The 20,304-nt window shown below is 65.2% G+C and carries 22 protein-coding genes, 1 tRNA gene and 2 pseudogenes; 12 read left to right on the forward strand and 13 right to left on the reverse strand.

What is annotated here, in order from left to right:
- Positions 1-102: 102 nt before the first annotated feature.
- A complete protein-coding gene (locus tag WBV89_RS15440; RefSeq protein WP_423982242.1) occupies positions 103-516 on the reverse strand; it encodes a VOC family protein in 414 nt (137 codons plus the stop codon).
- Positions 517-584: 68 nt separating this feature from the next.
- Between WBV89_RS15440 and WBV89_RS15445 the strand changes: the two genes are divergently transcribed.
- A tRNA-Val gene (locus WBV89_RS15445) sits at positions 585-661 on the forward strand.
- A 115-nt stretch (positions 662-776) separates the two neighbouring features.
- Here the strand turns inward: WBV89_RS15445 and WBV89_RS15450 are convergent.
- From WBV89_RS15450 to WBV89_RS15460, 3 genes are all read right to left on the reverse strand, one after another.
- Positions 777-1,157 carry a DUF5615 family PIN-like protein gene (locus tag WBV89_RS15450; protein ID WP_423982243.1) on the reverse strand — a complete coding sequence of 127 codons (381 nt, stop codon included), beginning with the start codon at positions 1,155-1,157 and terminating at the stop codon, positions 777-779.
- Entirely contained in the window at positions 1,154-1,384 is a 231-nt protein-coding gene (locus WBV89_RS15455; RefSeq protein WP_423982244.1) for a DUF433 domain-containing protein, read from the reverse strand. The genes WBV89_RS15450 and WBV89_RS15455 overlap by 4 nt, the downstream gene beginning before the upstream one ends.
- A gap of 221 nt (positions 1,385-1,605) precedes the next feature.
- Positions 1,606-1,854 carry a helix-turn-helix domain-containing protein gene (locus WBV89_RS15460; RefSeq protein WP_423982245.1) on the reverse strand — a complete coding sequence of 83 codons (249 nt, stop codon included), beginning with the start codon at positions 1,852-1,854 and terminating at the stop codon, positions 1,606-1,608.
- Between the two features lie 403 nt (positions 1,855-2,257).
- Between WBV89_RS15460 and WBV89_RS15465 the strand changes: the two genes are divergently transcribed.
- Positions 2,258-2,581, forward strand: a complete 324-nt coding sequence (locus tag WBV89_RS15465; RefSeq protein ID WP_423982246.1) for a type II toxin-antitoxin system RelE/ParE family toxin — start codon at positions 2,258-2,260, stop codon at positions 2,579-2,581.
- A 9-nt stretch (positions 2,582-2,590) separates the two neighbouring features.
- Entirely contained in the window at positions 2,591-2,911 is a 321-nt protein-coding gene (locus WBV89_RS15470) for a helix-turn-helix domain-containing protein (protein WP_423982247.1), read from the forward strand.
- Between the two features lie 309 nt (positions 2,912-3,220).
- Here WBV89_RS15470 and WBV89_RS15475 read toward each other — a convergent pair whose 3' ends face one another.
- Positions 3,221-3,736 (reverse strand): hypothetical protein, encoded by a 516-nt coding sequence (locus tag WBV89_RS15475; RefSeq protein WP_423982248.1) that lies wholly within the window; start codon positions 3,734-3,736, stop codon positions 3,221-3,223.
- Positions 3,737-3,839: 103 nt separating this feature from the next.
- Between WBV89_RS15475 and WBV89_RS15480 the strand changes: the two genes are divergently transcribed.
- On the forward strand, positions 3,840-4,046 hold the full coding sequence (locus tag WBV89_RS15480; protein WP_423982249.1) for a hypothetical protein: 207 nt from the start codon (positions 3,840-3,842) through the stop codon (positions 4,044-4,046).
- A 226-nt stretch (positions 4,047-4,272) separates the two neighbouring features.
- A complete protein-coding gene (locus tag WBV89_RS15485; RefSeq protein ID WP_423982250.1) occupies positions 4,273-5,328 on the forward strand; it encodes an IS110 family transposase in 1,056 nt (351 codons plus the stop codon).
- Between the two features lie 118 nt (positions 5,329-5,446).
- Here the strand turns inward: WBV89_RS15485 and WBV89_RS15490 are convergent, their stop codons facing one another.
- The gene (locus WBV89_RS15490; protein ID WP_423982251.1) at positions 5,447-7,315 is read right to left on the reverse strand and encodes an FG-GAP repeat protein; all 1,869 of its coding nucleotides are present in this window, start codon (positions 7,313-7,315) and stop codon (positions 5,447-5,449) included.
- A gap of 919 nt (positions 7,316-8,234) precedes the next feature.
- Between WBV89_RS15490 and WBV89_RS15495 the strand changes: the two genes are divergently transcribed.
- Entirely contained in the window at positions 8,235-9,812 is a 1,578-nt protein-coding gene (locus tag WBV89_RS15495; protein ID WP_423982272.1) for an MFS transporter, read from the forward strand.
- 90 nt (positions 9,813-9,902) lie between these two features.
- Here the strand turns inward: WBV89_RS15495 and WBV89_RS15500 are convergent, their stop codons facing one another.
- On the reverse strand, positions 9,903-10,208 hold the full coding sequence (locus WBV89_RS15500) for a hypothetical protein (RefSeq protein WP_423982252.1): 306 nt from the start codon (positions 10,206-10,208) through the stop codon (positions 9,903-9,905).
- Positions 10,209-11,022: 814 nt separating this feature from the next.
- On the opposite strand from WBV89_RS15500, the gene WBV89_RS15505 reads away from it, so the two are divergent.
- The 3 genes from WBV89_RS15505 (at position 11,023) to WBV89_RS15515 (ending at position 12,651) form a co-directional block, all read left to right on the forward strand.
- A complete protein-coding gene (locus tag WBV89_RS15505) occupies positions 11,023-11,292 on the forward strand; it encodes a hypothetical protein (protein WP_423982253.1) in 270 nt (89 codons plus the stop codon).
- A 106-nt stretch (positions 11,293-11,398) separates the two neighbouring features.
- On the forward strand, positions 11,399-12,076 hold the full coding sequence (locus WBV89_RS15510) for a YceH family protein (protein ID WP_423982254.1): 678 nt from the start codon (positions 11,399-11,401) through the stop codon (positions 12,074-12,076).
- 287 nt (positions 12,077-12,363) lie between these two features.
- On the forward strand, positions 12,364-12,651 hold the full coding sequence (locus WBV89_RS15515) for a hypothetical protein (RefSeq protein ID WP_423982255.1): 288 nt from the start codon (positions 12,364-12,366) through the stop codon (positions 12,649-12,651).
- A gap of 222 nt (positions 12,652-12,873) precedes the next feature.
- Here the strand turns inward: WBV89_RS15515 and WBV89_RS15520 are convergent, their stop codons facing one another.
- Positions 12,874-13,362: an Hcp family type VI secretion system effector gene (locus WBV89_RS15520; protein ID WP_423982256.1), complete on the reverse strand. Its 489-nt coding sequence runs from the start codon at positions 13,360-13,362 to the stop codon at positions 12,874-12,876.
- A gap of 289 nt (positions 13,363-13,651) precedes the next feature.
- On the opposite strand from WBV89_RS15520, the pseudogene WBV89_RS15525 reads away from it, so the two are divergent.
- Positions 13,652-14,101, forward strand: a pseudogene (locus WBV89_RS15525) (aminotransferase class V-fold PLP-dependent enzyme); the annotation flags it as partial.
- A pseudogene (locus WBV89_RS15530) lies at positions 14,098-14,235 on the forward strand (aminotransferase class V-fold PLP-dependent enzyme); the annotation flags it as partial. The pseudogenes WBV89_RS15525 and WBV89_RS15530, both read left to right, overlap by 4 nt.
- Before the next feature lie 57 nt (positions 14,236-14,292).
- Here WBV89_RS15530 and WBV89_RS15535 read toward each other — a convergent pair.
- Positions 14,293-15,006 carry an anti-sigma factor gene (locus tag WBV89_RS15535; protein ID WP_423982257.1) on the reverse strand — a complete coding sequence of 238 codons (714 nt, stop codon included), beginning with the start codon at positions 15,004-15,006 and terminating at the stop codon, positions 14,293-14,295.
- On the reverse strand, positions 14,999-15,631 hold the full coding sequence (locus WBV89_RS15540) for an RNA polymerase sigma factor (protein ID WP_423982258.1): 633 nt from the start codon (positions 15,629-15,631) through the stop codon (positions 14,999-15,001). Before WBV89_RS15540 ends, WBV89_RS15535 begins: the two co-directional genes overlap by 8 nt.
- A gap of 231 nt (positions 15,632-15,862) precedes the next feature.
- Here WBV89_RS15540 and WBV89_RS15545 point away from each other — a divergent pair, with 231 nt between their 5' ends.
- The gene (locus WBV89_RS15545) at positions 15,863-16,537 is read left to right on the forward strand and encodes a fasciclin domain-containing protein (protein ID WP_423982259.1); all 675 of its coding nucleotides are present in this window, start codon (positions 15,863-15,865) and stop codon (positions 16,535-16,537) included.
- 73 nt (positions 16,538-16,610) lie between these two features.
- Here WBV89_RS15545 and WBV89_RS15550 read toward each other — a convergent pair whose 3' ends face one another.
- Genes WBV89_RS15550 through WBV89_RS15560 form a run of 3 tightly spaced genes read right to left on the reverse strand, consistent with a single transcriptional unit; the run spans position 16,611 to position 20,279 of the window.
- A complete protein-coding gene (locus WBV89_RS15550) occupies positions 16,611-17,615 on the reverse strand; it encodes an ABC transporter ATP-binding protein (RefSeq protein WP_423982260.1) in 1,005 nt (334 codons plus the stop codon).
- Entirely contained in the window at positions 17,612-19,249 is a 1,638-nt protein-coding gene (locus WBV89_RS15555) for an ABC transporter permease (protein WP_423982261.1), read from the reverse strand. The genes WBV89_RS15550 and WBV89_RS15555 overlap by 4 nt, the downstream gene beginning before the upstream one ends.
- 10 nt (positions 19,250-19,259) lie before the next feature.
- Positions 19,260-20,279, reverse strand: coding sequence for an extracellular solute-binding protein (locus WBV89_RS15560; protein ID WP_423982262.1), 1,020 nt, complete (start codon positions 20,277-20,279; stop codon positions 19,260-19,262).
- Positions 20,280-20,304: the final 25 nt, after the last annotated feature.

A 20,304-nucleotide genomic window follows, 5' to 3' on the forward strand; every position in this document is an offset into this window, starting at 1 on the left:
TGAAGCGGCTCGATCACGACGAGATGGTGGCCGAGCAACTGAAGCAGCTCGCGTCCAAACGGCCCGATTACGACGAGGTCATCCACCGTGAGGAGAGCGAACTCATGATGACCCAGCCTCGCTATCGCTGAGCGGGGCGAAGAGGTCGACGGCGTTTCCGTCGGGGTCGTGGACGGTGGCGTAGCGCTGTCCCCAGAACGCGTCCCATGGTGCGAGGTGACTGTGGTGGCCGGTCGCGACGAGCCGGTCGTAAACGGCGTCGACCTCGGCCGGCGAATCGCACAGGAACGCGAGCGCCACACGCGACGAGCCGGTCGGAGCCATCCACGTGTCGTCGAACGACGAGATTGTCGAGACCGGATCCCACGCGATGCGCAATCCGTTCGGCAACGTGATCTCGACGTGCGGTTCGGCCTCGGCCCCCTCGGAGATGTCGAGCCCGACGAGACGGTAGAAGGCGAGCGAGACAGCGAGGTCCTGGGCGACGATGCCGATCATGTCGAGGCGAGGGATCATGCGGTCACCGTAGTTCCGGTGTCGGCGGCCGTCGGCTCGACCGATCCCGCTACGCTCGCACCCCTGTCGGGCGCATAGCTCAGTTGGCTAGAGCGCTTCCCTTACAAGGAAGATGTCGGGGGTTCGAGTCCCTCTGCGCCCACCATATAAGCCCTGCTATATCGCTATTTCGGCAGTGTGAGTGTCACGTGTGAGTGGCGCCGGGACCTGATCGGGGTCCCTCCGGATGGACGTGCCGTCGCGGGACGAGGGCACTCCGCCTATTGCGTCGGATTGATCGGCAGCGTTCGGATCCGGATGCGATCACTACCGTCGAACACCACGAGCGCTCCCGAGGTGAGATCGGACTCGATCGCGTCGAGGTTCGCCAGGATGAGTTCGGCCACCGCCTCCGCCCGACGCCGATCGTGACGTCGCAGGAGGAGCACGGAAGGCGCATCGTCGCCACTTCGAGCGAGCAGCTCGCCGAAATCGGTGTCGGCAGTGATCACAACTCGGCCATCCAGTTTCGCTCGCGTCAGCACGTCGACGTCGGGTGCTCGGCTCAGTCCAACGTCGCGGGTGTGGATCGCGTCGTGCCCTGCAGCGTTCAACAAGTCCGCCAGCAGCGGCGACTGATTCTGGTCGAGGAGAAACCTCACGCCGGCAGGCGAAGAGGGAGTTCGCGCTCCTGGACGGCGAGTGCCGCGTAGTGGAGCGCCTCCGAGATGTCACCGAGTTCGAGGTCGGGATGCTCACGAAGAATCTCGTCGTTCGTCATGCCGTCAGCGACCATTGCGACGACCGTCGCCACTGGGAACCGGAGATCGCGGATGCAGGGAACACCGCCCAACTTGTCCGGCGAAGTCGTGATGCGTACGAACTCCATCACCGCAGCGTACAGATCAGGCGATCGCTACCTGGGCGAGGTATCGGCGTGCGGGCCGGCAAGCCCGGCTTCGTCGGCACGCGAATCGCTGTTGTCGATGTCGTCGATTCCTCGCGGCCGGAATGACCGCAGCGGAGATCATCGTGAACTTCCCCGAACTCATCGCCGATCACGTGCAAGCCGCGATCGTGTTCACCGCTCGTCGAGAACGGCAGTTCGCCTCACCGACTGACGCCTTGCTGCCTGATGACGTCCGCTTCGCCGACCAAGCGATCGACGAACGATTCCAGCTCGCGCACTCTGAACCTGTCGCACCGGCGGATGTGTACCGGTACGAGCTCACCCCGGCTGATCAGCTCGTAGAGCATCGTGCGCCCGATCCCGAGTAGCGCGGCTGCTTCCTTCGCCGACACGAGCAACGGCCGGGCCTCACCAAACCCGATCGCTGCGGTGTCGATTCCTGTCTTCATGCTCACCCAACGGGAACGAAGTCAGCGAAGCGGAGAAAGAAACCCGGAGTGGCTTCGGGGCCCGGACCACGAGCGAAGCTGACGGGGCCAGCGGGACCGGCGTCGCGTAGCCCGTGAGTCGTTGCTGCCGGACCGGAAAAGCGAAACACACACAGACTATTACCCGGTTGGTGAGCAGGTCGTGAGCGGCTCGAAACGGGTGGCCGTCGGCCGTCTTCTCGCGACCTCGAAATTGGTCAGGCAGCGCGATGATATGGGTGGCGTCGCCCTCGCTTGGCGTCGATCGGGCAGCGATCGGAAGGTGCCGATCACGAGCGCCGCGAGAAGCAGATCTGGCTGTTGTTCTGGGATGATTCTCATCATCACTGTTGTGCGATGATCGTGTTTCTGCGATGATGGTGTGGTGGCCGGGATCGAGTTGCACGACGAGATCGTGGAATGGATGGCTGGCCTCGACTCATCCGACTGGGACCGCACCGTGGCCATCATCGACCGACTCGCCGATCTCGGGTCAATGGCACGCGTGCCGTTCTCCCGAGCACTCGGCGACGGACTGTTCGAGATTCGATTCACGCTCGGTCCGACTGCACGACGCATCACCTACCGATTCACCAAGGACAACCGGATCATCTTGCTGACGACGTTCCGCAAGCAACGCAACAACGAACGTGCCGAGATCAACCGGGCACGACAGATCGCCGACGAGTGCGCTCGGCTCAACCCGTAGAGGAACCTGATGGCCAACTACTCCCGCTGGGAAGACATCAAGAAGCAGCGACCGGCACCCGCCGACGAAACGCGCGCCGGAGTCGAGCAGGACTTCGCACTGGGCCAATTGATCTACGACCTGCGAACCGTCGCCGAGCTGAGTCAGCGTGAACTCGCCGAGCGCATGGGGACCACGCAGTCGGTGATCTCGCGCCTCGAAGAAGGCGGAGGCGCACGCAACCGACTCGACACCCTCGCCCGGGTCGCAACAGCACTGGACCGTCACCTCGTCGTGTCGTTCCCCGAAGTTGTCCCGAAGCGACTCAAGGACGCCGTCCAAGTCGCCTGAAAGCCTCCCCCGACAGCGCATATTGCTCCAGCGGCCAGCCCGTCGGACCGCCCAGAACCGGCAGCGGTGAGCGCCTCCACGAGCGCTGCCGACACGGCTGATCTGATCGGGCTTGACAGGTCGGAAGTGCCGATCTCGCGCACGGTTCGCCGTCGTTCGGAGCGCGCGTTCTCAAGCGGTTCGCGCGGTGGAGGGGGTCCGCGTTCTCCCGGGTGGTTGCGCAGCGTGGTCAGTTGTTGACTATCGCTCGCAGCGGCGATCGATCATGGTGCGAGGATCGCGTGTAATCGCATGGCATCCGGATGTGGGTCAGGAGCAAAGGTCGGAGTTCTGCCATTCGGTGCCGCCCGATTGGTACGTGACCTCGGTGCTGTTGCGCGATGCAACGATGGTGGTTTCGTCCTCGGCGAGAACCAATTGAATGGCGACCGGGCCGTCGGGCGTCGAACTGTCCGGTCTCCAGCCGCTCGGGAACCAGTCCACGTCGGAGGCGCCTTCAGCTCGCCAAACGTGTCCGTTGATCATCGTGTCGAGGACGCGAAACCCGCAATGGGTGCCCTGCTCGAACCGCGCTGGTTCACCCACGTCGATTCGGGACCCTGCCAGCGGCAATTCGTCCAGGTCCGACGAGGACGGGGAACTGCTACATGCACTCACCAACACTGTCAGCGCCATGAGAAGAGCGACGGGCTCGCGGCGAGTCAGGCGCAACATGACTTGATGGTAGATGGGTCCGGGGGCAACGAAGAGCGCGATCACATGCAGCAGGCCGTCGCCGCCGATGACACTGGATGTGCACTTCGTTTCGCACACGGGCGAGCTCATCGGCCGCATCTGATCGGATCACGGTGAGTTCGGAGCGTTGATCTGATTGGTTCGTCATCCTGCATAGTCGTCAGCGTCACGAGCGCATGTCAGCATGAGTCTGATGGATTCGTTCGAGATCCGCCCGGCCACCCTCGATGACGTTGACGCCATCGAGGACTACCACGCTCGATGTTTCGACAAGACCTACGCGTCACAACTCCTCGCCGGTGAGATTTTCGCACCCGGCCGAGCCGGGATGAGGAAGCAGTTTCGTGACTGGTTCGAACCGGGCTCCGATGTCGAGACTGAATCGCCGACTTGTATGTGAGGTGCCGGTCGCGGCGGGTTCAGGTTCGTAGCGTCTGGTCGGTCGTTGGTCGGGTTGGCTCGTGAAGCGCTTGCCGCCTTCGGGTTGGCTCTCCCAGGGTTTGCCTCCCGGTCAGCGTCCGGTGGCGGTCTGGCTCAACAGAGGTGAGGTCCCGCTCGTCGGGTCTGAAAGTCGGCATGCCGGCCGCTGCTTATCCGACCCACGGTGCGAACAGGAACGAGCGGCAATGATCATCGGAATCGACCCCCACAAGATGTCCCACACGGCCAACGCCGTGGACCCGGCAACGAACACGACTACAGCGTCGCTGCGGATCGACGCGTCGCTGGTCGGGTATCGCGAGTTGATGCGCTGGTCCAAGCAGTTTCCCGAGCGGCGCTGGGCGGTTGAGAACGCACGCGGTCTCGGCCGGCATCTCGCGCAGTGGCTCGTCGCTCGCGGCGAAGTCGTGCTCGACGTTCCGTGCTCGGCGACGGCGCGGGTTCGCGAGCTGTCTCGGGGTAGTCGCCGCAAGACCGATGTCATCGACGCCGCAGCCGCGGCGAGCGTCGCAGCACTGCACGGCGACGCCACCGTCGTGACGGCCGAGGATCACACCACGGTGTTCGCGCTACTCGAGGAGCGGCGGGCGAACGTTGCTGCGCAACGGGTTCGGGTCGCCAACCAGTTGCATGCGGTGCTGCGCGACCTGACCCCTGGTGGCGCAGCTCTGGCGATCACTGCGAAGTCTGCGTCGACGTTGTTGCGATCGATTCGTCCTGCGTCACCGGCCGAACGCACTCGCAAAGAGCTCGCCCAGGACCTCGTTCGTGAACTCCGCACCGCCGACGCGAGCCTGGGCGACATCGAAGCACGGATGACCGTCGCACTCGACGAGCACGGCACCCGGCTGCGTGAGATTGACGGCATCGGCGCAGTCACAGCGGTCCGTCTCATCGGTCGAACCGGCGTCGCATCACGGTTTGCATCCGAGCACGCCTTCGCCACCTACGCCGGCGCAGCCCCGATCGAGATCGCGAGCGGCGAACACGCTCGACACCGGCTCTCACGTGCTGGAGACCGACGACTGAACTCAGCAATCCACCTCATCGCAGTCACCCAGGTCCGCATGCGTAACAGCATCGGGCGCGCCTACTTCGACAAGAAAATCGCCGAAGGCAAGACCCGCAACGAAGCCATGAGATGCCTCAAACGACGACTCGCCAACCACATCTGGCGAATGATGATCGCCGACGAACGCCGACGCGCTGTCGTCGACGGCGGCGCCGAAATCGCCGCTTGACAAACACAGAGGAACCCCGGGATCGGTGACTGCTCTGATGTGCCCCCGGTTTGGTGGAGCCGGAACGATCTGGCAGGTTGTCGCAGCGAGCGGACGGTTGGGGTGGCACGGGCTGCGGCTACGCCCGGAAGTAGATCCAGTAGACGAGTGCCGGATAGCTGATGCCGTATCGGGTGTCGGTCTGGCCGAGTCCGAGTTTTTCGATGATCTGGGTTCCTGAGCATCCAGCGGTGTCAGCGATCGTGAATTTGCCGTCGAGTCGGCGCCATCCGGCATCGAAGGTGCCGTTTTCTTGGGCAGCGAACCGCAAGAATCCGAGTTGGCGCGTCGGTTCGTCGGGCAGCACCGTGTCGGCACAGATGTCGTCGGCATTGCTGACACCGTCGTTGTCGGAGTCGACAACAGTGTCCGGGTCGACGCAGTCGGGGATGTTGTCGCTGTCGAGGTCGGGTGACACGCTGGCTGCGTCGAGGGGGTTGGAGCCGCATGCGGTTTCGTCGGTGTCGGTTTGGCCGTCGTTGTCGTCATCGACATCGGCGTTGTCACCGATCCCGTCACCGTCGTTGTCGGCGGACTCGGTCGGGTCGAACGGCAACGCGTCGTCGTGGTTGGCGACGCCGTCTCCATCGATGTCGTCGTCGCAGGCGTCGCCGTCATCATCGCCGTCGAGGTTGGCCTGATCGGCGTTCGCGATGCCGGGGCAGTTGTCGACATCGTCGTCGATCCCGTCGCCGTCGCTGTCGCTGACCGTCGGCGTGTACACGTACGCCGACCCCGAGTCGTCATCGAGGAAGGCGCCGACCACAACGGTGGCACCCGACACCGCCACCGAGTACCCGAAATAGGCGTGTGCGGCGGCGTCGGATGCGGTCAGTTTGGTTTCGGTGTACCCACCCATGCCATCAGGCTCGTACACATAGGCCGACCCCGACTCGCTCCCATCGTCGTCGTCGTAGGAAGCGGCGACCACGATGGTGTCACCCGACATCGCCACCGACCAACCAAACAAATCCTGTGCGGAGCCGTCGGATGCGGTCAGTTTGGTTTCGATGTAGGTACCAACCCCACCAGGCTCGTACACGTAAACCGATCCGGACCGCGCCCCGTGGTCGTCATTGCCGTGGGCGCCGACGACGATGGTGTCACCGGACACCGCTGCCGAAATACCGAACCCGTCGTCTGCGGCGGCGTCGGATGCGGTCAGTTTGGTTTCGGTGTACCCGCCAATGCCATCAGGCTCGTACACATAGGCCGACCCCGACTGGCTCCCCTTTTCGTCATCGTGATAGGCGCCGACGACGATGGTGTCACCGGACACCCCCAACGAATAACCGAACCAGGAGAGCGCGGCGGCGTCGGATGCGGTCAGTTTGGTTTCGGTGTACCCACCATTGCCATCAGGCTCGTATACATACGCCGACCCCGAGAGCGACCCGTTGTCGTCGCTGCCGGGGGCGCTGACGACGATGGTGTCACCGGACACCGCCACCGACCAACCGAAATAGTCGTTTGCGGCGGCGTCGGTGGCGGTCAGTTTGGTTTCGGTGTACCCACCGACACCATCAGGCTCGTACACATAGGCCGACCCCGACTCGCTCACGTTGTCGTCATCGCCCCGAGCGCCGACGACGATGGTGTCACCCGACACCGCCACCGAAGAACCGAAGAGGTCGCCTGGGGTGGCGTCGGATGCGGTCAGTTTGGTTTCGGCGTACCCACCCGCGCCATCAGACTGAAACACATACGCCGAGCCCGAGAGCGCCCCCTTGTCGTCATCGAACACAGCGCCGACGACGATGGTGTCACCCGACACCGCCACCGACACACCGAAATCGTCGCCTGGGGCGGCGTCGGAGGCGGTCAGTTTGAACTCGTCGAAACCAGGCGCAGCGCTCGCCGCCGTGGGCACCAACACGAGACCCAACAGCAACGCCGCCACAGCCCCGAACTTCGCGAGGCCGCGACCCAACCAGGCTGGTCGCTTCACCCGCCAATGCAACCACCAGCCGCCACTCGCCGTTCTGAACCGAGCCCGCCCCGCAGGATCACTCCAGCGCCCCTCATCCACCGTGGTCTGCATGCCGTCCACCTCTCGCTCTTGACCGGCCGAATCGCCGATCCGAACACCGCGAAGGCGAACCGAACGTGAACAGTCCACGAGCAAAACCGCCCGCCAAGGAGATGCTCCGCAGAACAATAGACGAAACTCAGTGCCGCGATCGGAAATTCGCGGTGTCACGGCTCGGAACCCGGCAGACCTGCCGCTTCATGTTCGGCGTCTCGATCAGGCCACCAGTGAAGTCCCCAGGAACCGAACCCTGTGTCGTCCCACGCGATGTACACCACGTTCGGGGCGCCCTCGCTGAACCCACCTATTGTATCGCCCAGCAGTCGGAACCCCATCATTCGTGTCCAGCGCCGAAGCAGTTCGACCACTACGTCGACCACCGGAGCACGACGAGGATCTGGTTGAGACCTCCAAAGGTTCCAGAGTTGATCGCGCGAACCGACGTCTTGGCTGGGCGTGCGGCGGCATCGACACGATCCAGAACAAATGCATCTGATGGCGGCGTGCGATTCGAGCTGCATCAGCCCGACGAGACAGCGTAGTGTTGGGCGATGCGACACACAGGCACGCTCATTGCCGCGCTCGCCGTGTTCCGGTCCACGCGTCGCGATCGTGGGCGGTCCGTTCGCGGTCCCGCTGAGCTGCTGCACCGTTGCCGTGGTCCGCTTGTACCGGTGCCCGCTTCGACGACCATCTCGTGCGGCAACCCATACGCCCGTATCGCTGGTAACGCCGTGGGGACCGCGGGTGGGTGGCAAGGAGGTCGGTGATGACCGAACCACCGGTGGAGCAGAATCGTCGCAGCCGGTGGGTCGGCTTCTTGTTCGTCATGACCGGAATGTTGCTGGTCACGATGGATCAGACGATCACGGTCGTGGTCGTTCCCGACATCGTCGCCGCGTTCGGAACGGACGTCGCCGCCACGACACTGCTGGTGACGCTCTACCTCGTGGTCGCGGCTTCGACGATGGTGCTGATGGGTCGGATCGCCGACCTCCACGGCCGCCGTCGCGTCATCGTGGGCGCGCTCGTCCTGTTCGCTATCGCCACGATCTTGGGTGGACTCGCGCCGAACTTCGGCATCCTGCTCTCGGCGAGGATTCTCCAGGGACTCGTGCTCGGAGCGTACGTCCCTGCGTCGTTGGGTCTACTCAACGTGACATTTCCGGATGGCGATCCGGATCGCGTCAAGGCGTACGCGGTGTTCACGACCGTCGTCGGTGCCGGCCTCGCACTCGGTCCGCTGGTCGGCGGAGCTCTGGCCGATGCGTGGAGTTGGCGAGCGGCGTTCCTCGTCCAAGCGCCGATCGCGGTCATCGGCGCGATCGGCGTGCACCGCTTCGCCAGCGAGAGTCGCGATTGGGGCCGCGACCGCCGCTTGGACCTCGTCGGCGCCGGGCTGCTCCTGGTGGGGGTGGGCAGCATCGTGTTCGCTCTGCAGGAGGGTGGCACCTATGGTTTCATCCGCACCCGGCAAGCAGACATGTTCGGTGTGTTCGAATGGCCATCGGCGGTCTCGCCGATGGCCGTTCTGTTGGCGGTCGGGTTCGCCGCATCGGCCGCTTTGGTGATCGTTGAAGCCAAGCGCGAGGAGCGCGGCTGGCCAGTCATGCTGAATCGAAAGCTGTTGAAGGTGCGATCGTTCCGCAACGGCGAACTGACGGTCTCACTGATGAGCGTGTCGTTCTACGGGTCGCTGCTGCTGATTCCCATCTACACCCAGTTCGTGCTGGGGTTCGGATCGGTGGCTTCCGGACTGATCGTGTTCGCGATCGGCGCCGGGATCACCGTCGGAGGCATGATCGCACAGTCTGCAAGCGATCGGTTCAGCGACCGAACGGCGGGCCTCGGCGCCGTCGCGCTGCAAGCGCTCGCCATGCTAATCCTGTTGGGCGCGGTGCTGGCCGAATCCGGTTGGATCCTCGTCCCGCCGCTGTTCGTCCTCGGTGTCGGCTTCGGCGTGGCACTGGCGCTGCTGTCGGGCGTGCTGATGTCGCAAGTGCCAGACGATCTCGCTTCCCTCGCGGCGGGCACGTCGACCACGATCCGCAACACGACCCAGGCCGTGGGTGCGGCCATCCTCACCAGTGTCCTCCTGGCGACGACCACGGCCGATGTGACGAAAAAACTCGATGCCATGCCGGACATCTCCACCGCAGACAAGCAAACCATCGAGCAAGCGGCCGACTTCTCGGCGAACAATCCGCCGCTCGGGCGCAGCTCGGGCACCGGCGCCCAAACGATCGCCGAGCTTCACGATCAACCCCGGCTCCGCCCAGCCTTTCGCGCACTGAACGATTCATACACCGACGGCACGCTGGCCGCACTGGGCGTTGCAGCGGTCTTTGCCCTCCTCGCGGTCGGGATCGGTCTGCGCATCCCGAAGCAGTCAGCGTCGTCGACCGAGTACAACTAGTGGCGCGTCAAGCAACGTTTGCGCGGTTGACGAGTTCGGTGAGTTGACGGTCTCGGGCGTGGGTGTTGCGCCAGCGGATGTAGCGGCGGATCATGCGGGCCTGTTCGGCGTGGCTGGGGTGATCGGTGGCCGGCCAACGAGTCCACCGGTCTCGAGAAGAGCGTTGTCTGCTGCTCTCACGAGCCGCCGGGTGAGCGCGAAGTAGCTCGCCGTGGACAGCCGACGCGCCAACGGCGACGACGACTCCAGGTCGGCGAACAAGATGGCCGTTGAACGCCGTTCGGTGCTGATCACCTGCTGCATCCGAGCAAGATGATCGAGATCCTGCTCGAAGACCATCACCGCGATGGTGGCCATCGACGCGGCCGGCTTCAACACGAGCACACCTCCTCGCATCGATCCGGCATCGTCTCGCAGTCGCACGACCGTAATCGCGGTCGGCGGCGCCGAGGAGACCCCGGTGCCGAGAGCCACGTACGTCCTCATCTCGTCGCTGTTCGGACCTATCTCATCGATCAGATGGTGCAGCGAAGGATCGACCTCTGCTTTCAACCGAGCACGGTCGCTGCCGAAATCGGCCAACATCGAGCTTCCCAGTCCGGGAAAGACGGTCTCCCAGAGTGGAGGATTGGGCCAGGAGCGACTCAGCTCGAGTGACGTTGATCCAAAGATGTTCTCGCCGATGACCAGCGCAACCATCGGGGTGAGTCCCGTCTCGTGGTGTAGGAGGGGGCCGGCATCACCACGGTGTTGATGGCCATCGTGCGATTCTCGAAGTAACCACACTTTGAGAGGAACACCGCACGATGACCACCTATGAGTCTGCCCTGCCGGAACTGTCGAGCCGATTGATCGGCACGGATTCGACCCTGACCACTCGCTGTCGGACATTCTGGCTGCCGCACTCCAGGAATTGATCGAGGCCGAGATGAGTCAGGGATGCCTCAGCGTCAACAGCGCGGTGTTGGGCGCTCACTCGCATGGCTGGATCGGCTTCTCGTGGAACGAAGGTGAGGTCATTACCGTCACTCCCAACGAGCCGACTCCATCGCGCAGTCCAATCGAAATCGAGTTCGACGATGTCGTGCAGGTGTTCGGCTCCCCGCCACACACGATCAGCGCCCCGATCAACTTGCCCGTGGTGGAGGTCAGGGTCAACTACCTGGGCCACCCTGTTCCGACCGTGACGTGCACGGCAGCACCCGATCCCGTGACAGACACCGACGGTGATGGCGTGCTCGACGACGACGACGTGTGTCCCGACACGTCCCTGCCGGATGCAGCGCCGACTCGCGGTTTGAAACGGAACCATTACGTCGCTGACGGAGCGGGCAACTTCGGGACCAGCGGGTACACGGTCGCGGACGCGGGCGGTTGCTCGGCGTCGCAGATCATCGCAGCAGCAGAGCTCGGCAAGGGACACACCAAGCACGGCCTGTCCCGCGGTGTCCTCAAGGGCTGGGTCGCCTCGGTCAACTGACCAGACACCGCGTCGTCCGGCGTGCTCCGATCGCCACCGCGTCGGGTGAGACGATCGTCCGGCTGACAGGGCCAGGAACGAACGCCCCCGGGGCTACGGTCGTGCGATGGAGCTCACCGCCGAAGAACTTCGTGTGCTCGGCTGCCTGATCGAAAAGCAGGCAACAACGCCCGAGCAGTATCCGCTCTCGACCAACGCGCTCGTCAACGCGTGCAACCAGAAGTCGAATCGCGAGCCGGTGACCGAGTTCAGCGAGCGCACCGTGATGGACGCAATGCTGCTCGTGCGTCAGAAGGGCCTCGCACGAATGAACAGCAGCGGGCGCGCCGACAAGCACCGCCACATTCTCGACGTTGCCCTCGGACTGGATCGCGACCAACTCGCGGTGCTGGCAGTGATGATGTTGCGAGGCCCGCAGTCAGCTGGCGAGTTGAAGTTGCGCACCGAGCGATACGCGACCTCGCAGGGATTCGGGTTCGAGTCGATCGGCTCCATCGATGCAGTGCTGGCGCAGCTCGCCGACGGCGCCGATCCGTTGGCGGCCAACATCGGGCGGGCCTCCGGCCAGAGCCAGGATCGTTGGGCGCATGCGCTCGGCGATGGAGCGCCCGGCCAACACGATGATGTGCGCAACTCCGCAACGGACCGTGCGGCACCACCCGCCGACTCTGGCCCATCGCTGGCGCAACGCGTGGCGGGCTTGGAGGCGCGGCTCGCGGTCCTGGAGACAGAACTCGGGGTGTCGGCGGGGCCATCGCCCGAGACCGTCGGCGATCCGGACTGAGATACTTCCCGACGGCGGCGGCCCGGTCGCCTCCCCACCGTCACGCGGCCGGCGTTTGGTGGCAGTCCGCCGACGCTGAGTCCACCTGCTGCGTCAGAGGCTTTCGCAGCGTCACGGCGGTGCGTCGACTCTGGCTGCAAACTCCGACGCTGAAACTCGCCGTTGACAAGTGGCATTGTTCCAGATCATCATCCGATTGGCCTCCACGAACCGGTTCGAGACGGTCTACGTGTGGACTATTCCCCGACCGTATCCCAGTCGAGCGATTCTGGAGAAGGACGACCAACATGCCAAACGGACAGAACACCGACGACAAGCTGAGGGATCGGGAGCCTGTGGCTTTCAGCTCAGCGATCACGGACTCGATCAAGACGTTTGTTCTCGCAATCGTCGCATTGGCAGTCGGCTTCGAATGGGTGAATTGGACCGAAGCGCAGACTGCTCTGGTGATCGGCGTGGTTGCAGCGTTTTTCGTTGTGATTACGACGATCTCCACAGCCTTCACTCGCGGGAAGGTCACGCCCAACGTCAACCCGAGAGCAACTGACGGAACCCCGTTGATCAAGAAGACTTGAAGAGGTTGTGAACATCGCGACGTGCCCGTGAGGTGAAGTGCAGCGCGTCTCCGGCCATCCCCACCAGTCCGACGTGTCTCGATCCAGCCTGAGCCCCGATCCCGCGAGCTCGATGGTCGATCTGCGATGCTGCGACACCAATTCATGAGGCGATCGAGACCGCTCAGGGAAACCCGGACGCCGGCTCCGTCGGCCTCGACACGGAAACCCATGTCGGCAGGTTCAGTGTCCGGCGACGATGTCGAACTCGATCTCGTGCTCGTCTCCGGCGGAGTGATCGTCAGCCTGAACGGTGTACTTGTAGTTCACCTTCTCGAACGAGAAAGCCACTTCCTCGGAGACCAACTCGTCGTCGACGTTGCTGCCGTCATTCAGCATCTCGAACCCCGACACCACGACGTTCTCCATGGTGATGATCAGGTAGTCGAGATGCGCACCATCGCTCTCCTTGACCAGGGCGAGCACGACGTCGCTGAACGATCTGCCCTGGAAACAGGCCAGCGCGAGCTGCGCGGACGATGAGTCGGCCTGCTTGTAACAGGTCAGGCTGGACACCAGCGCCCGCGCCCGGGATCGCCCCGCACCGCGCGCCGACGAGGTCGCCTGCTCGATCTTCCAGTGCACCCCGTGCACGTCGATCTCGTTCTCGTGCTCGGCGCGTTGCGATTCGCCCTCGATGTCGTCGATCTTGAGGTAGCCGGAGAGTCCCATCCCAGGTCCTTTCGGTAGGTGTCGAGCGTGGCCACGACCATGCTCAGCAACGAACGACCGACCGTAACTCAGGTGGGGATCATCATGATCCGATTTGTCTCGTCAGGTCGACGCTGGGTGTCGTGGGACATTCGGTTGTGTGCCGACGCGGCGGGTCGTGCCTGGTTCCTTTGCACGCGTGACGGACCCAGCGCTCGAAACCGTGCGTGACCAGTTCCCCTCTGCTGAGAGCGCCATTCACCTCGACCATGCTTCAGTCGGGCCGATCTCCCTCCGGGCTGCCGACGCGATGCAACAGAACGCCATTGCGCACGCGGCGACGGGGTTCGATTTCGGATGGCGCGACGATGTCGAGCGAGTTCGCGATCAGGTTGCGTGGCTCATCGGGTCGCAACCCGACAACGTCGCGTTCGTGCAGAACACCTCGTTCGGTCTCTCGATCGCCGCCAACGGCATCGACTGGCGCGCGGGCGGCAACGTCGTTCTGCCCGCGGCCGGGTTTCCGTCGAACTACTACCCGTGGCTCAACGTGCACGGCCGAGGTGTTCAGTTCCGCACGGTCGCCTGCCCCGACGGTCATGAGTCGATCGACGCCCTCGCCGATTCGATCGACGCCCGCACAAGGGTTCTGACCATCAGCGCCGTTCAGTACTCGAACGGAAGCCGCGACGACCTCGCGGCGATCGGCGACATCTGCCGAGAACGCGGGGTGCTGTTCGTCGTCGACGGGACTCAATCGGTCGGCGCGCTGACCATGACGCGGAAGGCTGCGGGATCGATCTGCTCGCCGTCAGCTCACACAAGTGGATGCTCGGCCCACCCGGAATCGGATTCGTGCATCTCTCCGATCAGGCACTCGACCAGATCCAGCCGAGGAGTTGTGCCGTCGCGATCTTCGCGATTTGCTCGACCTCTACTCGATTCAGATGGTCAGAACGTGAGCTCGCCGCGAAGCACGCTGTCGCCGGAGTGTTCCGGATTCCCGTCGAGTGGTTCGAACGAGAGGTCGACGATCGGGAAGTCTGCAGGATCGAGCCCGGGCGGGAGGTCGTAGCTTCCGTCCTCGCGAATCGGACCGAGCGAGACCAGTTCGGTCAGCTCGGTGTTGATCAGCCACACCTCGGTGAACCCCTCGGGAGCCTCGACTCCGTCGGTGACGACGCGCAGGCGAAGCGAACCGCCGTCGTCGACGAGTTCGGCACTTCCCGTCCCGGTGTCGCCGAGCCGCTCGAGCTCGACGGACGCCACCACCGATGAATCGACCGACGGTCGCATCCAGACCACAGCTCCGGCCGTGACCACCACGATGAGCGCCGCTGCAGCCGCCAGCAACCAACGGCCGCTGGATGGCCGCCTGCGACCGGACAACGGGATCGCCGCAGCGGTGGGCGGTGCCATGGCGTCGTCGGCCTCCTCCGAGACCGCGACGTGGTCCGTGACGGCTTGGCTGCGCTGAACCTCGTCGGCGGCCTCGATGCGGACATCGCCCTGGTCCGAGTCGGCATCGTCGTCGGCGAACGCCGCATCGGCGATGCGGCCCCAGAGTCCGGGCGGCGGGGTTTCCCACTCCACCGGTTCGACGGACGCGGATCGGCCGAGCCGACGGAGTTCTTCGAGCTCGTTCGTCGGCGCGTCGTCAGACATTCTGTCGACCCTTCTCTGTGGATTGCGATGTTCTCGTCGTCGACGGCCGCTGCTCCGCGTTCGGGATCGGGCGGCCACCGAGCTCGCGCCGCATCGTCTCGAGCCCGCGGCGGAGGTCGCTCTTGACGGTGCCGAGCGGCATGTCGAGTTGCGCCGAGATCTCGGCCTGGGTCAGGTCCGAGAAGAAGGCGAGCTCGACGACGCTGCGGGCACGGGGATGCAGGGCCTCGAGCGCTCGGGCGATCAGCAACTGATCGGCGAGTCCGTCGTCGGCAGGCTCGGCGGAGTCGCCGACGCTCGCCAGATCGGCGTCGTCCGTCGGGACCGGAGTCTTCGCCGCCTTGCGATAGGAGTCGAGCACGCGGAAGCGAGCGATCCCGAGCAGCCAGGCCGCGAAGGCCCCGCGCGCTGGGTCGAAACGGTCACGCGATCGCCAGGCGCTCAGAAACGTCTCCTGGACGCAGTCCGCTGCCGTCGCAGGATCGCGCAGCGAGCGAGAGCAGTACGTGTAGACGAGTGCACCGAATTGGTCGTACGCCGCCTTCAGCGCGTCGTCGTCGCCCGCGACCCAACGAGCGGCCACGGCCGCGTCGGCGGAGTCACGCTCCGGAGAGTCACTGGACACATCGCCACGGTATCCATTGGACGCCACACCAAACCTCACCTTCCGCGCCCGACCGCAGTGCTGAGGCATCGGGAAGGAGCAGTTGATCGTGGAAGTCATCTGCAGGGTTTTCGTTGCGAGCGGCCCGTCTGGATCAACTTTTCTCGGAAACTCGCATCCATTCGGCGATGTCGCGGCGAAAGAGACGATGTACCACCCGAGAACAACCCCCAACTCGATCAGGAGATCACCGTGAACAAGCGAATCATCCGTTTCAGCGCAGCCATTGCATCCGTCGGACTCGTCGTCGCCTCGTGTGGCAGCGACAGCGACGATGCTGCGACCACCGACGCGCCCACCGAAGTGACCGAAGCAGCCGAAGCCCCGGCGGACACCGAAGCGCCCGTGGTTACCGAGGCCATGACCGAAGGCACCGAGGCGATGACGGAAGGTACCGAGGCGATGACCGAGGACACCGAGGCGGTGGCCGAGGAGGAATCCGACATCGTCGACACCGCAGTCGCAGCCGGCGACTTCGGCACGCTCGTGGCCGCCGTGCAGGCAGCGGGCCTGGAGGAAACCCTCCGCGGCGACGGCCCCTTCACCGTGTTCGCCCCGACCGACGCAGCGTTCGCCGCGCTCCCCGAGGGCACCGTCGACACGCTGCTCGAGGACCCGTCCGGCGACCTGACCGACATCCTCACCTACCACGTCGTGGCCGGCGAGGTGCCGGCCGCCGATGTCGTCACGTTGGACGGCCAGGAGGTCGAGACGGTGCAGGGTGGCACGTTCACCGTGAACATCGGCGAGGACGGCTCGGTCTCGCTCACCGATGCGGCCGGGAACGAGGTCAGCGTCGTCGCCACCGACGTCATGGCCGGCAACGGCGTGATCCACGTGATCGACGCCGTGCTGATGCCTGCATGACCTGACGACATGCCCCGGCCGGTACCCCCGTCGGCCGGGGCATTCTCGCGTCCGGAGAGCGATGCGACGAGCGTCAGTCGGCGATCGGAACCGGGCGGTGGCCCGCCACCAGACCCGGAGACACGCGTGTGTCGAGCGGTGTCTCGACCAGGTGTGATCGCATCGACCGCACGGTCATACCCGACTTGAGTCGAAGGGTGTAGCAGCGCGACGAGCCGCGAAACTCGACTCCGATGACCGTCGCGGTTCCCGTCTCGGACGGAGCGAATTCGATGTCGTCGGGCCGGACCATCAGATGAGCGTCGGACGGTTCGGATACACCGTCGATGTCGGCGAGTTGGGCGCCGGTCAGGAAGTCGGCCTCCCCCATGAACGAGGCGACGAACCGGCTCACCGGTCGATGGAAGACGTTCTCCGGCGAGTCGAGTTGGGCGACGTGTCCCGCGTGCATCACCGCGACGCGGTCGCCGACGGCGAGCGCTTCGTTCTGGTCGTGGGTGACGAACACGGCGGGCGTCCCCGTCGATCGGAGGATCTCGACGACGTCATCGCGGATCTGCACGCGGAGGTTTGGATCGAGGCTGGCGAAGGGTTCGTCGAGCAGCATCAGCGCCGGGTTCGGGGCGAGGGCACGCGCGAGAGCGACCCGTTGTCGCTCGCCGCCGGACAGCTCGTGCGGATACCGCTCGGCGTAGCCGGACAGGCCGACGAGCTCGAGCATCTCTGCGACTCGGGCCGAGCGCGACGAGGCTCCCATCCGCACGCCGAAACCGACGTTCTTGGAGACCGAGAGGTGGGGGAAGAGCGCGTGCTCCTGGAACACGAGCCCCACCCGGCGTTTCTCCGGCGGCAACGAGGTGTGCTGGTCGTCGGCGATCACTCCATCGAGTTCGATCACGCCGCCGTCGGCCGGGAACAGGCCGGCGACGAGACGCAACAACGTCGACTTGCCGCAGCCGCTCGGGCCGACGAGCGCGAGCAGTTCGGACCCGGCGACCTCGAAGGTCACCCCGTCGACCGCGGTGACCTGGCCGAACCGCTTCGTGACTCCGTCGACGCGGAGGGCGGGTGCGCTCATCGATCAGGCCGGTCGAGTTGGCGTGCGAGCAGGAACACGGGGAGAAGTGCGACGGCGATGATCGACAGGGCCGGGAGCGCCGCCTGCTGATATCTCGACTCGGAGGCGAGGTTGTACACCCACACCGGGAGGGTATCGAAGCCGAACGGCCGCAGCAGGAGGACGATCGGCAGTTCCTTGAGGGCATCGACGCCGACGAGAACCGCAGCGACGACGAACGACGACCGCATCAGCGGGAAGTGCACGCGGCGCATCGTGTCGAGCGATCCCGACCCGAGGGTGCGCGCCGAGGCGGTCATCTCATCGGACACTTGACCGATTCCGGATTCGACCGCCCCCAGACCCGGTGCGAGAAAGCGGATGAAGTAGGCGTACACGAGCACGACGATCGAGCCGGTGGCCACGACGCCGGGCACGTCCAACCCGATGAGACCGAGCAGGTCGTCGAGGGCTGCCACGGCGAGGATCACTCCGATTCCGACCACCGGGCCCGGCACGGCGTACCCCATCGCCGTCACTCGACTCGAGAGCTTGGTCAGCCGGGGACGCCCGAACCGTTGAGCGTTGGCGAGCACGACGGCGACGATCGTGCAGGCCACGACCGCGAAGATCACCAGCTGGATGCTGTTCCACAGGTAGTCCGGGTACTGATCGAGCTGCGGTGTCCCGCGGTCGCTGCGCTGCTCCTGGATCGCCCACACCGCCAGACGGATGACCGGTCCGGCGAACGCAGCGAGCACGACGGCGAGGCATGCGCCCACCGCGCATCCCGAGCGCCATCCGCGGAGACGGACCGGTTCGATCCCAGCACCTGCACCGCCCGACTGTCCGAAACGGGCGCGCCCGCGAGCGATCCGTTCGAGTCCGATCGCGAGCAGGGCGAACGCCAGAACGAGCGTGGCGATCTCCGCGGCGGCGTCGCGGTCGTATGTGCCGCGCCACACCCGGAACACGCCGACCGACACCGTGTCGACACCGAAGTACTGCACCGTGGCGAAGTCGGTGAGGGTCTCCATCATCACGACGGCACCGCCCGCGGCGATCGCCGGTCGGATCAGGGGGAGCACCACCCGTCGGGTGGCCTCGGCGCGACTCGCGCCCAGGGTGCGCGCCGCCTGGTACGCGCCACCGGCCTGATCACGAAGTGCTGCGCGGGACAGCAGGTACACGTACGGATAGAGCACGAGGGTGAAGGTGGCGATGGCGCCCCACATGGAGTCGACGTCGGGGAACCACGCGTCGCGCCCGAACCGTTCACGCCACGAGTCCTGGACGGGTCCGGTCGGCCCGATCGTCGACAACGTGAGGAAACCGAGGATGTAGCTCGGCATGGCGAGGGGCAGGATCAGCAGCCACCCGAACTGTCGGGATCCGGGAAAGCGGTAGGCGGAGACGAGCCACGCGAGCCCGGCGCCCAGGACCGTGGTCCCGATGGCGACGCCGACCAGCAGGACGGCGGTCTGGCGGAGTTGATCCGGGAGCCGCGTGCTCCACTGTTGCGACCAGACATCGGTGCTGGGTCGCAGCGTACTGCCGACGACCATCACCACCGGGATCGCCACGAGCAGTGCCGCGACGATCGACGCGCATGTCCATCCGCCGCGGCCGGACCGCCTCCAGGGGAGCGTCGTCATGGCCCGGTGGTCAGCTGTAGCCGGCCTCGTCCATCAGGCGGACGGCGTCGGGGTTCAACGAGCCGAAGACGCTCGCGTTGAGTTCGTCGCGCACGAAGTCGACACCGAACTCGGTGGCGATCAGCGGTTCGGCGGGTACGTCGGGATTCGCCGGGTACTCGTGGTTCTCGGAGACGAGCACATCCTGTCCGTCGGTCGCCAGCCATTCGAGGAACTGCTGGGCCTGCTCGGGATGTTTGGAGTACGTCGTGACGCCGCCGCCGGAGATGTTGACGTGGACGCCGCGGTCGTCCTGGTTCGCCCAGATCAGATCGACGGGAAGATCGGGGGTCTCCTCGAGGGCGCGGCCGAGGTAGTAGTGGTTGACGAGTCCGATCTCGCAGAGGCCGTCGGCGACCGACTCGATGATCAGGACGTCGTTGCTGAGGATCTCGGCGTTGTCCGCCCATCCCTCGACGATCCGCAGCGCCTCCTCCTCGCCGTGCTCGGCGATCAGGCTTGCGACCAGCGACTGCTGGTACACGTTCGTCGAGTTGCGCATACACACCCGGCCGGCCCATTCGGGTTCGGCGAGTTCCTCGTAGGTCGTCGGCAGGTCGGCGGCGTCGATCTCGTCGGTGTTGTAGATGATCGTGCGCACGCGGACCGCCAGGCCGAACCAGCGATCCTCGGGATCGCGCAGGGCGGCCGGGATCGCCGCGTCGAGGATCGGCGAGTCGATCGAGCGGAAGAGGCCGTCGTCGGCGGCAGCGGCCAGGTTGCCGGCGTCGACGGTGATGTAGGCGTCGGCCTTGGTGTCCTCACCTTCGGCGGCGATGCGCTCACGGAGTTCCGCGTCGTTGCCGGTGAGGAACTCCACGTCGATTCCGGTGTCTTCGGTGAACTGTTCGAAGGCGGTCTCGATGCCGTAGTGGCGACCGCTGTACACCTTCAGGGTGTCGCTGTCGTCACCCCCACAAGCTGCGGCGGTCAGTGCCATCGCGACGACGGCGAGGACTGCGATGGGGGATCGTCTGACGAACGTGGTCACAGGTAGGTGAGCCTAACGGCGCGCT

Source organism: Ilumatobacter sp., assembly GCF_049588435.1.
Classification (GTDB): domain Bacteria; phylum Actinomycetota; class Acidimicrobiia; order Acidimicrobiales; family Ilumatobacteraceae; genus Ilumatobacter_A.